Origin of the sequence: Chromobacterium haemolyticum (assembly GCF_009936155.1) — a bacterium.
Classification (GTDB): domain Bacteria; phylum Pseudomonadota; class Gammaproteobacteria; order Burkholderiales; family Chromobacteriaceae; genus Chromobacterium; species Chromobacterium haemolyticum.
In genome coordinates this window covers 17,192-32,565 of the sequence record NZ_AP019312.1, presented here as the reverse complement: position 1 = coordinate 32,565, position 15,374 = coordinate 17,192, and the positions used below count along the sequence as shown (strand labels likewise).

Genomic DNA, 15,374 nt, shown 5'->3' with positions numbered 1-15,374 from the left:
GTTTTGCAACTATATGGCGGAAAATATCGTAAAACCACACCGGAGACTGCCTATGAGCACCTCTCGCCCCGCGCCCGCCGTCAGCGTGGACATCGTCCTGCTCACCCTGGGCGCCACCGGCCTGCAAGTGGCGCTGCACCGTCGCCAACATGCCCCCTGCCAACACCAGCTGGCGCTGCCCGGCGGCTATGTGCATGTGGACGAGGACGAAAGCTGCGAAGCCACCGCCATGCGCGTGTTGCGCGACAAAACCGGACTGGAACCCCGCTATCTGGAACAGCTGCGCACCTTCGCCGGCCCGCGGCGCGATCCGCGCGGCTGGTCGGTGGCCATCGCCCATGTGGCGTTGATCCCGCTGCAGCAGCTGCGGGACGCCGGCGACGGCGTGTTCCACTTTTACGATGTGGACCAGTTGCCGGAGCTGGCCTTCGACCACGCGGAGCAGGTGCGGGAAGCGGTGCAGCGGGTACGCAACAAGGCCAGCTACTCCACCCTGCCCTGCTGGCTGCTGCCGGAGCTGTTCACCCTCACCCAGCTTCAGCGCACTTACGAGCAGATCTTTGGCGAAACCGTGTCCCGCGGCACCTTCCGCTCACGGCTGGGCATCAAAGTAACCGACGCAAAGCCCGGCGAATACGCGGACGAGGCCGCCATACTGGAGGCCACCGAAGAATTCCTGGGCGGCAAGCAGCGCCCGGCGCGTCTGTTCCGCATCAACCGGCTCAGCCTGTTCAAGCGCGCGCGCTGGTAAGCCGGCATCAGACGCGACAACGCCGCGGCCGAAGCCGCGGCGTTGACTAGCTTCCCTGCGCGCTTAGCGCCGGCTCACGCTCTCGCGAGCCAAGACGGCCCAAAGCGGAAACCACCGCTCAAGCGAAATCCCGCGACGCGCAGCGGATCGCAAGCAGAGCCTCAGAACGACAAAGTGCCGGACAGCAGCAAGGTACGCGGCGCGCCCAGGCCGCCGGACAAGCCGCTGCCGTCGCCGCCGCTCCACGACCCTACCCAGTAAGCTCGGTTGGCGACGTTCTGCACCGTCGCGCGCAGGGTGATTTCCTTGGCCGCCACTTTGGTGGTGTAACGCGCGCCCAGGTCAAACAGGGTGTAGGAAGGCAAGGACAGCTGGTTGTTGTCGCGAACAAAGCGCTCGCCCACGTACTGGGCGTTGCCGGTGGCAGTCAGGCCCGGTAGAGCGGCGATGTCGTATTCCACGCCCAGCTTGGCCATCACCTTGGGCACGCCGGTGGCCTGCTTGCCCAGATGCGCCGGATCCAGCGCCTTGGTCAGCTCGGCCTTGGTGTAAGACGCGCCGCCCATCAGGCGCAGGCCGCGGCTGGCCTCGCCCCAGAAGCTCCACTCCAAACCTCGGTTGCGCTGCTCGCCGTACACACCAAAGACATTGCTGTCCGGGCTGGTGTAAGCGCTGGGCCGGGCGATCTGGAACAGGCTCAGGTTATGGGTGAGGCCGCCCCAATCCAGCTTGGCGCCCAGTTCATACTGCTCGGTCTGATACGGCTGCAGGCTTTCGCCGGCGTTCTTGGCCGTGTCCGGCGCCACGCCGCCCTGGTTCAGACCCTGGATGTAGTTGCCGTAAACCGAGAGCTGTTCCGATAGCTTGACCAGCAAGGCAGTGGCCGGAGACCAGCGGCTTTGGTCGTAGTTGGAGGTTTGCGCGCCGGCGGCGTTGTAGTTGCTGCTCTGCACATTCTGACGCCGCGTGCCCACCGTCCACTGCACCTTGCCGTCCATGAAGGAGAGCGTGTCCACCAGGGCGATGCTGCCCAGCTTGTCCTCAACGCTTCTGCCCATAAACCGGAACGTCGGCTTGGGCCCGAAGGACGGCGCATAGTAATTGGTGGTGAAGCTTGGGCCCATTCCATCCCGGTAGCTGCGCTCGGAGGTGAAGCGCGTGGCCGCCAGCGACCACTTATGCTGAATCTTGCCGGTGTCGAAGTGACCGCGCACGCCGGCCTCGCCGGATTTCTGCGTGCCCTCGTTCACCAGGCGGTAGACGCCCACGCTGAGATCGCCGGCGTTATTGAGCAGGGTGTCGCGCGTGATCGTGGCGTCGAAGTCCGCCTTGCGATGGCCATAAGCGCCGTACAGGGTCAGCGCGTCGCTCAGCTCGTACTCCCCGCGCAGCAAGGCCACCTGGGTGGTGTTGGTATTGGTGGCCCAATCCGGCGCAAACTGGTAATCGCCCTTCTTGGGCGTGGGCAGCTGCGTCACTCCCGGGGCGATGGAGAAGATGCCGAAGTAGTTGATGCCGTCCATCTTCTCGCGCTGGTGGTAGAGATCCAGCGAGACGCGGGCGCGTTCTCCGCGCCAGTCCAGGCCCAGCGAGGCCAGGTTCATGCCCTGTTTCTGCTTGTCCACCGCGGTGTCGCCGTTGCGGTAAACGCCGTTGAAACGCACGCCCCATTGCTGCTTGTCGCCAAAGCGCCGGCCCGCATCCACGTGCACGCCGGGCATATTGTCGGATTCATAAGTCGCGGTGATGGAAGTCAGCGGCGTGTTGCCCGCGCGCTTGGGCACGATGTTGACGCTGCCGCCCAGGCTGCCTTCCGGCGGCATGCCGTTGAGCAGGGTGGACGGCCCCTTCAGCACTTCCACCCGCGCCGCCATCTCGGTGGAGCCGCGCAGATTGGGCGCCATGCCGATCAAGCCGTTGAAGGTCATATCGTTGGCGGAGGTGGGAAAGCCGCGGATATTGAATTTCTCGAGGATGGTGCCCTTGCTGGCCACGTGGACCGAGGGATCGGCGGCGCCGATCAGCGCGCCTATCTCACGCGCTTGCTGATTGGCCACATAGTCCTCGGTGTAGCTGATGGTGCTGAACGGCGTGTCCATCACGTCCAGATTGCCCAGTACGCCCACTCGGCTATCGGTGGCCAGCTGGCCGCCGGCGTAAACGCGGCGGCCTTGCACCACCACCGGCTCCAGCCGTTCCGGCGCGCTGTTGCCCGCCTGGGCCTTGGCCGGCGCGGCGTCCGTGCCTTGCGCCAGCGCGGCAGGAGCCAAGGCCATGCCGCCAAAGCCCACCATCAGGGCCAGGCGGGTGGCGGAGAGAAGTTTATTCAGCGGGAAGGCGGATTGCGGCGCGAGTCGGCGTGTAGTTGATATGGGGGAGGCCGACCGTTTCTGACTCAACATCCAAGTTCCTTTCTACGTGAGGAGATTGTTTCACTTCACTATGTATTCCGAAGCAAAGTGCCAAACCCTCAAATAGAAATGAAAATCATTTTTGATAGCACATCGTCAAGCCTCCCGCGCCACGTCCGGTTTAACTACGGTAGCCCTTGATCACCTCATCCCCAATCCGGTTCAGGCAGCTCAGGCTGGCGGTGCACAGATACCAGGTTTCGGCGTCGGCAAAGATCACCTTGCCCTTGCGCCAGGCCTTGGTCTGCCGCAGCAGCGGGTTGTCCAGGGTTTTCAGATTCAAGGCCGGACGCCGCTCCATTACCGCGGTGCGGTCTATCACGTACAGGATGTCCGGGTCCGCCTGCTGGATGAATTCATTGGAGATAGGCTGGCCGTGCAGGCCGCTGCTGGTCTCGTTGCTGGCCGGCTTCACCCCCAGGGTGTCGAAGATGTAACCGTAGCGCGAACGCACGCCGTAGGAGGTAAAGGCCCCGTTGTTGTGCAGCACGATCAAGGCCTTTTCCGGACGGCCGGCGGTCACCTCGCGCACCTGCTTGATCTTGGCGTCGATCTCGCCGGCTTTCTCGCGCGCCAGCGCCTCCTTGCCCAAAATCCGGCCCAGGGTCAGCAAATGCTCCTTGGCCGTGTCCAGGGTATGGCCGGGGCGGTTGTTGAGGTCGATGTCGTAATGCAGCGTCGGCGCGATGCGGCTCAGCTCCGGATAGCTTTGCGCCTGCAGCGGGGAGATCAGGATCAGGTCCGGCTTGAGCGCGTGCAGCCGCTCCAGATTGGGCTGGATGGTGGTGCCCACGTCCATCACCTTGGGATCCTGCTCGTACTTCTTCAGGAAGCCTGCCACGTAATCTTTGGAGATGCCCGCCACCGGCGCGCCCAGCTGATCCAGCGCGTCCAGCTCGCTCATGTCGAAGGCCACCACCCGCTCCGGCCGCTTGTTGATCTGCGTGGTGCCCAGTTCGTGCTTGACGGTGACCGGGGCGTAGGCGGCCTGGGTCGTCGGAGCGGCGGCGGTTTCGGATGTCGCCTGACGGGCGTCGCAGCCCAGCAGGCCGCCGGCCACGGCCAGCGCCAGCAGGGCCGCGCGCGCGCGCGGCTTCTTATCGTTGCTCATACGGGTTCTCCAGTGGGGGTAGGGTTGAAGTAATTACAGACGAAGCCGCGCTCGCTGGGCAGGATGTCCACGGCCAGGCCGTAGAGGTCGCGCAGCCGCGCCTGGGTGACCACCTCCGCCACCGGGCCGCAGCCGTGCACGGCGCCCGCCTTCATGGCGACGATGTGGTCCGAGTAATTGGCCGCGAAGTTGATGTCGTGCACCACCAGGATCACGGTGCGGCCTTGTTCCTCGCTCAGCCGGCGTATGGCCTGCATGATGTGCACCGCGTGCTTCATGTCCAGGTTGTTGAGCGGCTCGTCCAGCAGCAGATAATCGGACTGCTGGGCGATGCACATCGCCAAAAAAGCCATCTGCCGCTGGCCGCCGCTAAGCTCGTCCAGATAACGGACGCGCAGCGGTTCCAGCTCCAGGAAGGCCAGCGCCTCGTCCACCGCGCGGCGGTCGTCCCGGCTCAGCAGGCCCTGGCTGTAGGGAAAGCGGCCGAAGCCCACCAGCTCCTCCACCGTCAGGCGCAGGCCGATATTGGGGTGCTGACGCAGCGTGGCCACGCGCTTGGCGTAGCCGCGCAGCGGGATCCGCTCTATCTCCTCCCCGTCCATCAGGATGCGTCCGGCGCTGGGCTTCAACAGCCGGGCGATGGACATCAGCAGCGTGCTCTTGCCGGCCCCGTTGGGGCCGATCAGCGAGGTGACTTGCTTGGAGGGAAAACTGAGATTGACGTCGCGCAGCACCTGTTTGTCGCCATAGGCCTTGTAGACGCGCTCAAGCGTGATCATGCATGTCCTCTGCTACGCACCATCAGCGCCAGGAAGTAGGCTCCACAGACCAGGTTGACCAGGATGCTGACGGTGGTTTTGTAATTGAACAGCTGCTCCACCAGCAGTTGGGCAGCAATAAAGATGGCGATGGCGATGGCGCAGGCCATGGGCAGCGTGACCCGGTGCCGGAAAGTCCGCGCCAGCGCGTAAGTGATGTTGGCCACGAAGACGCCCATGAAGGCGGTGGGCCCCACCAGGCTGGTGGACACCGCCGCCAACACCGCAATCAGCGCCAGCTGCATGCGCACATTACCGGGGTAATCCACGCCCAGGGAGATCGCCTGCTCGCGCCCCAGCAGCAGCACGTCCAGCACCGCCAGCCGACGGCTCACCAGCCAGGCCGCGGCCGCGGTCAGCAGCGCGGCGAACAGCAACGCCCCTGGCTGAACCCGGTTGAAGGAGGCGTAGCTGAAGCCCTGCAGGATGGCGAACTCGCCCGGGCTGGTCTTGAGCTGGATGAACTGGGTAAAAGTGCCCAGCACCATGGTTAGCACCAGGCCGGTCAGCAGCAGCAGATAGAGATCATTGCGTTCCTTGCGGAACAGCGCGCGGTGGATGGCCCAGGAATAAGCCAGCATCACCGCGATGGACAACAGCGCGTTGCCGTGGCGGCCCAGCAGCGCCAGGCTGTGCGCGCCCAGCGCCATCACCAGCAGGGACTGCAGCAGCAGGTAGATCGCCTCGTAGCCCATGATGGCCGGGGTGAGGATGCGGTTGCCGGTCAGCGTCTGGAAGGTGAGCGCGGACACGGCGATGCAGACCCCGGCCACCACGATGGCGGCCAGGCGCAGCAGCCGGTTGGGTATCACGTAATCGAAATCCAGGCCGGAGCCCAGCAGCAGGAACGCCAGCGCCAGCGCCGCCGCCAGCGCCCAGACGCCGCGGCGGATCAGGGCATCCCTCATTTGTGCTTCCATAGAATCATCATCAGGAACAGGACGCCGCCCACGCTGCCCGCGGTCAGGCCGATGGGCACTTCAAACGGGTAGATCAGCAGGCGGCCGATGATGTCGCAAACCAACATCAACAAGGCGCCGCAAGCGGCGACGATGGGCAGCGTGCGCTGCAGGTTCTCGCCCCAACGCAGCGCCACCAGATTGGGAATGACCAAGCCGACAAAGGGAATCGCGCCCACGGTGATAACGGTGGCGGCCACCGTCACCGCCACCAGCACCAGGCCTAGCGCCGCGGTGGCCGCGTAGCTCAGGCCCAGGCTGGCGGCCATCTCCTCGCCCATGCCCAGCACGGTGAAGCGGTGGGCGTAGCAATAAGCCAGCGCGACGATGGGCAGAATCAGGTAGACGATCTCGTAATTGCCTTCGACGATCTTGGAAAAATCGCCCAGCAGCCAGCCCTGCATGCTTTGCAGGATGTTGTGGCGATAGGCGTAGAACTCGGCCACGGCGCTGAGCACGCTGCCGTACATCAACCCTATCACCGGCACCAGCACGGTGTTCTTGAACTGGATGCGGCGAATGATGGCGATGAAGACCAGGCTGGACGCAAAGCAGAAAGCCAGCGCAAACAGCATCCGTCCCAGGTTTCCGGCCTCCGGGACCAGGCTCAGCCCCACCAGAATGCCCAACTTGGCCGCGTCCAGCCCGCCTGAGGTGGCCGGCTCCACAAAACGGTTGCGCACGATCTGCTGCAAAATCACCCCGCACACCGACAGCCCCACCCCCACCAGCAGCAGCGCCGCCAAGCGCGGCAACCGGCTGGCGGTGAGGGTCAGCCAACTGTCGTCGGACAGGGCCAGCGGCCCGGTCCAGGCCATCTGCTTGGCCCCCACCATCAAAGACAGGCCGCTGCAAGCCAAGAGCAGCAGCGGCAAGGCAAGTCGTTTCAAGACACGGCCTCTGCGACGGGCGCCGCGGTGATGCGCCAGCCCTTGGCGCTTCTGCGCTGCTCCAGGAAGTGAGCGTAGAGACCGGAGCGCGCGCTCAGCTCGGCATGGCTGCCTTGCTCGCGGACCTTGCCGTCCTCCAACACCACGATCTGGTCCGCCATCTCCACCGTGGACAGCTGGTGGGCGATGACGATCAGAGTGCGTTTGCCGCGCAGCCGCGCCAGCGCCTGGGCGATGGCGGCCTGGTTTTCGGTGTCCAGCGCCGCTGTGGCTTCATCCACCAGCAGGATGGGCGCGTCCTTGATCAGCGCACGTGCAATAGAAATGCGCTGGCGCTCGCCGCCGGACAAGCGCGCGCCGCCCTCGCCCACCGCGGTGTCCAGGCCCTGCGGCAGCCGCTCGATGATTTCCTCCACCCCGGCCAGCCGGGCCGCCGCCAACACTTCGGCGTCGCTGGCGTCCGGTTTGCCGATGCGGATGTTGTCGCCAATGCTGCCCTGGAACAGATAGGCGTCCTGGAAGATCTGGCTGATCTGGCCGGCCAGCCGCTCGCTGGACAGATCGCGGACATCCACGCCGCCCACTTTCACCTCGCCCTGGTCCACATCGAAGAAACGGGCGATCAAGCGCAGCAAAGTGGTTTTGCCGGAGCCGGACGCGCCCACCAGCGCGGTCATGCTGCCCGGCGCTATGCGCAGGTTGAGCCCGTTCAGCACCGGCGCCTGTTCCGGCCCGTAGCGGAAACTCACCCGGTTCAGTTCCACCGAGGCGTCCGCCGGCGCGCCGGAACGGGCCGGTTCCGCCATGGGCGCCACCTCAAACAGCTTGGCCACCGCCTGCAACTGGCCGCGCGCGCCGCGCAATACCTCGCTGTAGCCGGCCACGTCCAGCAGCGGGTCGATGAAGCGGCTCATCAGCATCAGCGCCACCAGCGCCGGAATCACCGTGGCCGGGGTCAGGCCCAGGCCGGCGTGGTCGCCCAGCCACAAGGCGGCCACCAGCAACAGCGCGGCGAAGCTGGCCTGCACCGCCCACACATTGAGCACCGAGGACAGCGCCGACAACCGGATCAAATGCCGACCGGATTGCTGCTGCTGGGCGATGGCCTGCTCCAGAAAACGCGTGCCGCCGCTTTCGCCGTTAAAGGCGCGCAGCACCGATTGGGCCTGCGCGAACTCCACCATGCGCTGGCTGCTCTGAGCCGTGCTTTGCTGGTAAGCCTGGTCCGCGCGCTGGCTCAGCCGCGCGGTCAGCCCAAACACCAGCAGCAGGCAAGGCAGGCTGGCCAGCCCCACCCAGCCCATCAACGGATTAACGGCGAACAGCGCGCCCAGCACCACCACCGGTGTCACCACGCCGACAAACAACGGAGTGAACACATGGGCCGGCAGCTGGGCCATTTCCATCATGCCCTGAGTGGCGATGTGGTTGAGCCGGGCGGTGTTGCCGGCGCTGAACCAACCCACCGGCAGGCTGCCCACATGCTCGGCCAGCCGGTGGCGCCCGCCTTGCAACACGGCGATGCCGACAGCGATGCCGGCTTTTTCCACCTTGCGCCGCAGGCCCCAGCACAACGCCACGCCCAGCGCCTGCGCCGCCAGCCACATGCCGGCCGCGCGCGCCTCGCCGGCCAGCAAATGACTGAGCACCGGCGCCAGCATCACGATGGTCACGCCGCACAGCAGGCTGTAAATCAAGGCCAGCCACGCGTAGCGGCGCAATTTGGCCGCATCGTCCCCCAGCAGCCGAATAAAAGTTTTCAACATTGCGGCACCAATCCTTCCTGTTCTGCTTCCCCGGTCTTGCCGTAATGGCCCTGCGCCCACAGCCGCGCGTAGCAGCCGCCCTGCGCCAGCAGCTCTTGATGGCGGCCGCGCTCAATCAGCCGGCCCTTGTCCACCACCAGGATCTGGTCCGCCTGCATCACCGTATCCAGCCGGTGGGCGATCACCACCAAGGTGCGGCCGCGGGCGAAGGCGGACAGCGCCTGCTGCAGCTTCACCTCGTTTTCCGCGTCGGCCGCCGCCGTCGCCTCGTCCAGCACCAGCACCGGCGGGTCCAGCAACACCGCGCGGGCAATGCTCAGCCGCTGGGCCTCGCCGCCGGAGAACTGCACGTCCTCGCCAATCACCGAGTCATAGCCGCGCGGCAGGCTGAGAATGCGTTCGTGGATATTGGCGGTGCGCGCGGCCTCTTCGATCTCCGCCTGGCTGGCCGAGGGCCGGCCCAGCGCGATGTTGTCGCGCACGCTGGCGTGGATCAGGCGCACGTCCTGCAGGACGAAGCCGATGCGCCGGTACAGCTCCGCGCTGTCCAACTGCCGCAAATCCACGCCGCCCAGGGTGATGCGCCCGGCGCTGGGGTCGAAGAAGCGCAGCAGCAGCCGCGCCAGCGTGGACTTGCCGGCGCCGGAGGGGCCGACGATGGCCGTCACCGTGCCGGGAGCCAGCGTGAAATCGATGCCGGACAACACCGGCTCTTGCTCGGAATAAGCGTAACTCAGCCCTTCCACGCGGATTTCGGCGTCGGCCGGCCGCGCCGCGCCGGCGGCGGTTTCCAGCACCGGGATCTGCAGCAGCGCGTGCACGCGCTGGGCCGCGCCGGTGGCGTGGTTAAGGTCATGAGTGATGTAGCTCAGCATCAAGAGCGGCGAGCTCAGCCCCGGCGCCACCAGGGCGAAGGGCAAGACGTCCACCGGGGCGATCCAGCCCAGGCCCACCATCAGCGCGCCAAAAGCCAGCACCACGCCCAGCACCGACACCGGCGCGATGATGGCGTTGGCGTTGGCCATTGCGCTGACCAACTGCCGGGTGAAATCCGTGAAAGCGCTGGCGAAGGCGTCTATCGCCGCGCGGTAGCTGCCGTGCGCCTTGTGCTGCGCGCCAAAGGCCTTCACCACCGGAATGCCGTTGACGAACTCCACCACCGCGTTGTTGATGCGCGCCATGCCCGCGCCAAAGCTCTCCATATTGGCCGCGCTGGCCTTGTGCGCCCGCGCGAAAAACAGGAAGAACAGCGGGAAGGGCAGCAGCGAGGCGGTGGCCATGCGCCAATCCATCGCAAACATGTAGACGATGGACGCCAGCACCGCGCCCACGCTGCGCCCCAGCGTGGTGTAGAAATGGGCGGTCAGGCTGTGCAGGATGCCGATATCGTCGTGCATCGCCTGCTTGACCTCGCCCGAGGCGCGGCTGGTGAACCAGCCCAGCGGCACCTTGGCCAGCCGGCGGGTAATGGCCAGGCGCAGCAGGCCGGTGATGCGGTTGTCCGCCAGGTGGGCCACCACGTCGCCGGCCAGGATCAGCGTCATGCCGGCAAACAGGCAGAGCAGGCTCAGGCCCACCACCCGCCACAAATCATCGCCGCCCAGCGCGGCCGCGCCCTGACCCAGCGCCAGCTGCGCGATATGGGCGACGCCGGCCAGCGGCGCCAGGCTCAGCATGGCGCCCAGCCCCGCCAGCAGGCCGGCGGCGATCAGCCGGCCGCGTATCGGCGCCAACACGCGGGCGATAGGCCCGGCGGCGGCGGCCTCTCCCAAAACCTCTTCCTCAACACTCATGACAACTCCTCTACAACACGGATTAATGGTTGTTGCTTGCACGCGCCCGGCCCCAGGCCGGCCTCCACGCTGCGCCGGCAGGCTTGCAGGCCCAGCGCAACGTACTTCTCCACCGAAGACACCGACACCTGAAGCTCCGCGGCGATATCGCCGTAGCTCATGCCGTTGAGCCGGGACAGCAGCAGCGCCTGGCGCACCTTGAACGACTTGCCCATCAGCGCCAGGTCCACCCCCTTGATCTCCTCCTTCACCAGCGCGCGCGCCTCTTCCGACTGCGCGCGCGGCTCCGGCTGCTGGGCCTGGCTTTCCAGATAGCTGGCCTCCAAGCGGCGGCGGCGCAGCAAATCAATCACCTTGCCTTTGGCGATCTGCGCCAAGTGGCAACGGGATTCATCCGCCGGCGGAATCCGCCCTTTCTGAATGAGGTGCAGGTAAATGTCGTGAGCCAGATCCGTCGCATCGTTTGGATTGCCCAACTTGCGCTGCAGCAAACCGCACAGCCAGCCGTGGTGATCCAGGTACAAGCTCTGCAATTGCGACTGAAAAGTGATCGGGCCATTGTCCACGCCCCTCTCCTTTTCACTTGAATTTGCAAATGATAATCATTTTTATTATTATCATCGACATTGTCAATACGTCATACCCAACGCAAACAAACAATGTCTTTTGCATTAATTATGCCGAAAAGCCAGTTTACGGCCGCCAGACATGACGTATAAGCGCCCTCTCAGCCCGATGGGGCCATGACTGAAACGGCCGGAATCCCGCGCCTCCCATGCCGTAAACATCTCATCGCAAAAACCAGCCGCACCCATTCCCAGGGCCGTCATCTCCCGACGACGCCCTTAGAGAACAGGCGACCACCAAGCAACTCCAGTCGCCGCCCGCAACGATTATTGGCCGTTGAATTCCAGAAGGAGACTACCCTTGTCGCACCCCCACCCCGACATCCCGTCGCAGCGCCTGTCCCTGAGCCTTCACGAAGAACAATGCTGGCTATTGCAGCAGCAGCACCCGGAACGCCTGAGCCGCCACATCGACGCCTGGCGGCTGGACCCGCAGACGGACCTCGCCCTGCTCACCCTGGCGCTGCAACAGCTGATCCAGGCCCGGCCGGAGCTGAACGCCCGTTACGAGTTCAGCGACGACGGCGATCTGTGCAAATCCCACGTGGACGGCTGGCATCCTTGCATCGCCTTCCCCCGCATGAAGGAAGCCGAACTGGCCGACCGCCTGCAGGCGCTGCGCGCGGCGCCTTGGGACGCGGCGACACAGCCGCCGTTCCAGGCCCTGATCATCCATACCGAGCACAGCGCCGTGCTGGCCTTGAGCCTGCACCCCATCCTGGACCCCGCCCAGCCGTTCAACGCCTTGGCGGACGCGCTGACCCAGGGTTATCAGCAACTGGAGCCCACGCGCCGGCCGCTGACCCTGACGCCGCTAGAGGCCGGCGAAGCCGCTGACCGCCCGCCGGCAGCCGGCCAGCCCGCAGCCGACGGCGTGGACGCTATCGCCGCCGTCATCCTGGCCGAACTGCGCGCCGTGCTGGCCGAACCCGACATGCGGCCGGACGACAACTTCTTCGATTTCGGCGGCCATTCGCTGCTGGCCACCCGCATCATCGGCACCCTGCAAAGCAAGCACGGCATTCAGATCCGCTTCAACGACTTCTTTGAAGCCCCCACCGCCGCCGCGCTGGCCGCCCGCGCCACCGTCAGCGAACAACGCCGCCAGGCCGCGCCGTCCGGCGAAGTAAGCCAAGCCCCGCTGGCGCTGGCGCAGGCCTCGCTGTGGCGCGCCTACGCCGCCTATGACTTCGGCACCATCTTCAACCTGCCTTTCGCGCTGGATTTCCTGGACCCGGTGGATGAAAACCTGTTCCGCCTGGCCTTCACGGACTTGCTGGAACGCCATGCCAGCCTGCGCACCACCTTCCATGAAGAAGACGGCGCCGCGCTCCAGCGCATCGTGCCGCTGGCGGAAACCGGCGGCTACAAGTGGTTCTGGAGCAGCGCCGAGAGCGAGGGGCTGACGCTGGCCGACGAAGCCGCCCACCGCTTCGACCTGAGCCGCGAACTGCCGCTGCGGATACGCTTCCTGCGCCACCCGGCCACCGGCCGCCAGACCTTGTCCTTCCTGGTGCACCACATGGCCATCGACGAATGGTCGCTGAATGTGATGATGGACGAGCTGGCGCTGGCCTATCGCGCCCGCGCCGCCGGGCAGGCGCCGCGATGGACCGCCCCGGCGCCCTCCTTCCACGCCTTCGCGCTGGAACAACAGAGCCAGGGCGTCAACCCGCGCCACATGGACTACTGGACCTCAATGTTGCGCGGTGCCACGCCGGGCCTGCGCCTGCCGGACCCGGCCGCGTCGGCCGCCGCGCCCAACCAGCCCGCCGGCTTCAAAGCCAAATGGCTGGAGTTCAAGCCCGAGCCGGGCGCGCTGGAAGCCATCACCGCCTTCGCCAAGCGCCACGATTCCTCGCTGTTCAGCGTGGTCTACACCGCCATTGCGCTGGCCCTGCATAAGCTGGGCGATCTGCCGGAAATCGTGATCGGCACCTCGTCCTCCGGCCGCACCGACGCGGCGTATTTCGACACCGTCGGCTACTTCACCACCATGGTGGCGCACCGGGTGCGCTTCGACCGCCGGCAGTCGCTGGGCAGCCTGCTCAAGGACGTGACCCTGACCATCAACGACTCCATGGCCTACGCCGACATTCCGCTGGAACTGGTGCAAAACGCGCTGGGCATGACGCCGGCGGACGGCCTGCTGTTCGACGTCTACATCCAGGTTCACGCCAACAACGCGCTCAACGGCGCGCTGCCGGCCCCGGACGGCGGCGAGATCCGCTACCGCCAGATCGACCCGGACAAGAGCGAATCCATGTTCGGCCTGCAGTTCGAGATCATGGAAGACGCGCACGACGGCTCGCTGCGCCTGGTCATCACCTACCGCGCGGAGCGCTACTCCGCCGCCCAGCTCGAGGCCATCTGCGCCACGCTGCACCGCTTGTTCGCGCTCTTGAGCGCGGGCGACGCCAGCGAGCGGAGGCTAGAAGAGCTGCTGGGCTAAGGCCTGTTCCATGTCCGCTGCGCGTCGGTGATAAGACGCGCAAAATCTGACGCCCCCGCCCTCAAACGAGAGCGGGGGCGTCAATGTCATCGCCGGCCGAAACAGCCTTAGAGTCTGTTTACGATCTTTTGTAAGTGCGTTGAGATGTTACGTAAATACGTAGGAAACCTCGTATTCGACGTACCCTGGGTCCCTTCAAGCCTGCCGCCGGGTGGCAGGCCCGAGGTTTTAAGCGGCTGCCCTGTTTGAGCGATTTGACGTTAGCAAATCGCGAGTTCAGCCGCGCCTCGGGCCTGACGGGAACCGGCGGGGAGCCGTAGGCCAGGCTTGCAGGGTGGCCTTTAGGGGTGGAGGGGATATTTGGCCAAGCAAATATCTCCTCCCTGCTCGCCGGGCAGCCCCGGCAATCAAAACCATCATCCGCGCAGCGGATTCAAAACCAGCTAGGCCGAAATAACCTACCCCTGCGGCAGCCCATAATGCTGGAACGCCGAACGCTGCGGCAGACGATAACGCGGCTGGCCCAGCAACTGATTGATGATGGCCGCGTTGCGGATCGGGCCTATGCCCAGGTCCGGCGAACCCACCCCGTGCTGGAAAATCTCCGCGTTCTGCACAAAGACCCGGCCCGGACCCTGATCGCGGCGGCGGGCGGTGAAATCCTCCTCCACGATGCAATCGCCCTGCGGGTCCACCTCCAGCACCGTCTCCTTCAGCCGCTCAAACCACTGCGGCCAAGCGTGCGCGTAGCCGGTGGCGGCCACGATGGCGTCGGTCTCCAGCTGGCAGCGCTGGCCCAGTTGCCGGTGATGGCAAGTCATGCGCAGCGCGCCGTCCGCGCCCAGCTCCTCCAGCGCTTCCACATCGCAATTGGAATACAGCTTCAGGCCCGGATCGCGCCCGCCTATCGAACGCTCGTAGAGCAAGTCGAAGATATCGCCGATGGTGGAGAAGCTGATGCCCTTGTACAACAGACCCTGGCCAGCCACCACCTCGCGGCGCTTCTCCCGCGGAATGCTGTGGAAGTACTGCATATAAGCCGGGGTGAAGCACTCCTGCCCCAGCTTGGAAAACTCCATCGGGTGGAAACCCGGCGCGCGCGTGATCCACTGGATGGACGCCCCGGCCGCCACCTGCTCCGGGCTCAGCTCGCGGAACAACGCCAGCACGCACTCCGCCGCGCTCTGGCCGGAGCCGATCACGGTGACGCGCCGGCATTGCGACAGCGCTTGTTGATTGGGGATGAACTGGGCGGAATGGATGACCCGCGGGTGGCGGGTGGCGCGCGCCCACGCCGGCAGCCACGGCGAAGTGCCCACCCCCACCACCAGATCACGGCCGGCATAGCGGCGCATCCCGCCGGACGCCGATTCGCTGTCCACCACAAAGCGCCCCGCGCCGGCGTCGTAAGTCACGTCCCGCACCTCCTCGCCAAAACGGCAGGCCGGCAACTGTTGCGCGGCCCAGCGGCAGTAATCGTCGTATTCGATGCGCGGCACCAGGGTGTTGTCGTAGTAGTAGAACTGGTAAAGCCTGTCGTGCTGGTGCAGATAGTTCAGATAGCTGAGTGGATGCGTGGGGTCCGCCAGCGTGACCAAGTCGGCCAGGAACGGCACTTGCAGCGTGGTGCCCGGCAATAGCAAACCCTCATGCCAGCGGAACGCCGGTTTGCGCTCCAGAAACACTCCTTTGATGTCCGAGTGGCGCGACAACAAGGCCGCCAAGCCCAGATTGAACGGCCCGATGCCAACGCCGGCAACATCTACGTTCGCCATTTCCATATACGAAAAACTCCCA

General features: G+C 65.6%; 11 protein-coding genes. 2 read left to right on the top strand and 9 right to left on the bottom strand.

The annotated features are described in order from the left end of the window. Positions 1-52: 52 nt before the first annotated feature. Positions 53-751: an NUDIX hydrolase gene (locus tag GYH29_RS00110; protein WP_118266234.1), complete on the top strand. Its 699-nt coding sequence runs from the start codon at positions 53-55 to the stop codon at positions 749-751. A gap of 161 nt (positions 752-912) precedes the next feature. Here the strand turns inward: GYH29_RS00110 and GYH29_RS00105 are convergent, their stop codons facing one another. The 8 genes from GYH29_RS00105 to GYH29_RS00070 form a co-directional block, all read right to left on the bottom strand. Further along, positions 913-3,153, bottom strand: a complete 2,241-nt coding sequence (locus GYH29_RS00105; protein ID WP_081950387.1) for a TonB-dependent receptor — start codon at positions 3,151-3,153, stop codon at positions 913-915. 130 nt (positions 3,154-3,283) lie between these two features. Beyond that, a complete protein-coding gene (locus GYH29_RS00100; RefSeq protein ID WP_019102308.1) occupies positions 3,284-4,273 on the bottom strand; it encodes a siderophore ABC transporter substrate-binding protein in 990 nt (329 codons plus the stop codon). After that, positions 4,270-5,052: an iron ABC transporter ATP-binding protein gene (locus GYH29_RS00095; RefSeq protein WP_019102307.1), complete on the bottom strand. Its 783-nt coding sequence runs from the start codon at positions 5,050-5,052 to the stop codon at positions 4,270-4,272. Before GYH29_RS00095 ends, GYH29_RS00100 begins: the two co-directional genes overlap by 4 nt. Beyond that, the gene (locus GYH29_RS00090; protein ID WP_019102306.1) at positions 5,049-5,999 is read right to left on the bottom strand and encodes an iron chelate uptake ABC transporter family permease subunit; all 951 of its coding nucleotides are present in this window, start codon (positions 5,997-5,999) and stop codon (positions 5,049-5,051) included. Before GYH29_RS00090 ends, GYH29_RS00095 begins: the two co-directional genes overlap by 4 nt. After that, complete coding sequence (locus GYH29_RS00085) at positions 5,996-6,940, bottom strand: ABC transporter permease (protein ID WP_043592528.1); 945 nt, start codon at positions 6,938-6,940, stop codon at positions 5,996-5,998. The genes GYH29_RS00090 and GYH29_RS00085 overlap by 4 nt, the downstream gene beginning before the upstream one ends. Further along, positions 6,937-8,706, bottom strand: a complete 1,770-nt coding sequence (locus tag GYH29_RS00080) for an ABC transporter ATP-binding protein (RefSeq protein WP_161523008.1) — start codon at positions 8,704-8,706, stop codon at positions 6,937-6,939. Before GYH29_RS00080 ends, GYH29_RS00085 begins: the two co-directional genes overlap by 4 nt. After that, positions 8,700-10,499: an ABC transporter ATP-binding protein gene (locus GYH29_RS00075; RefSeq protein ID WP_161523007.1), complete on the bottom strand. Its 1,800-nt coding sequence runs from the start codon at positions 10,497-10,499 to the stop codon at positions 8,700-8,702. The genes GYH29_RS00080 and GYH29_RS00075 overlap by 7 nt, the downstream gene beginning before the upstream one ends. Further along, complete coding sequence (locus GYH29_RS00070; protein ID WP_052370690.1) at positions 10,496-11,065, bottom strand: sigma-70 family RNA polymerase sigma factor; 570 nt, start codon at positions 11,063-11,065, stop codon at positions 10,496-10,498. The genes GYH29_RS00075 and GYH29_RS00070 overlap by 4 nt, the downstream gene beginning before the upstream one ends. A 361-nt stretch (positions 11,066-11,426) precedes the next feature. On the opposite strand from GYH29_RS00070, the gene GYH29_RS00065 reads away from it, so the two are divergent. Next, entirely contained in the window at positions 11,427-13,577 is a 2,151-nt protein-coding gene (locus GYH29_RS00065) for a condensation domain-containing protein (protein ID WP_161523006.1), read from the top strand. A 458-nt stretch (positions 13,578-14,035) separates the two neighbouring features. Here GYH29_RS00065 and basC read toward each other — a convergent pair whose 3' ends face one another. After that, entirely contained in the window at positions 14,036-15,352 is a 1,317-nt protein-coding gene (gene basC, locus GYH29_RS00060) for a putative histamine N-monooxygenase (protein ID WP_174243627.1), read from the bottom strand. Between the last annotated feature and the right edge of the window lie 22 nt (positions 15,353-15,374).

Excerpts from the sequence above, each read along its gene's own strand:
- GYH29_RS00110 (WP_118266234.1), top strand. The coding sequence starts at position 53 with ATGAGCACCTCTCGCCCCGCGCCCGCCGTCAGCGTGGACATCGTCCTG.
- GYH29_RS00105 (WP_081950387.1), bottom strand. The coding sequence starts at position 3,153 with ATGTTGAGTCAGAAACGGTCGGCCTCCCCCATATCAACTACACGCCGA.
- basC (WP_174243627.1), bottom strand. The coding sequence starts at position 15,352 with ATGGCGAACGTAGATGTTGCCGGCGTTGGCATCGGGCCGTTCAATCTG.
- GYH29_RS00100 (WP_019102308.1), bottom strand. The coding sequence starts at position 4,273 with ATGAGCAACGATAAGAAGCCGCGCGCGCGCGCGGCCCTGCTGGCGCTG.
- GYH29_RS00095 (WP_019102307.1), bottom strand. The coding sequence starts at position 5,052 with ATGATCACGCTTGAGCGCGTCTACAAGGCCTATGGCGACAAACAGGTG.
- GYH29_RS00075 (WP_161523007.1), bottom strand. The coding sequence starts at position 10,499 with ATGAGTGTTGAGGAAGAGGTTTTGGGAGAGGCCGCCGCCGCCGGGCCT.
- GYH29_RS00090 (WP_019102306.1), bottom strand. The coding sequence starts at position 5,999 with ATGAGGGATGCCCTGATCCGCCGCGGCGTCTGGGCGCTGGCGGCGGCG.
- GYH29_RS00080 (WP_161523008.1), bottom strand. The coding sequence starts at position 8,706 with ATGTTGAAAACTTTTATTCGGCTGCTGGGGGACGATGCGGCCAAATTG.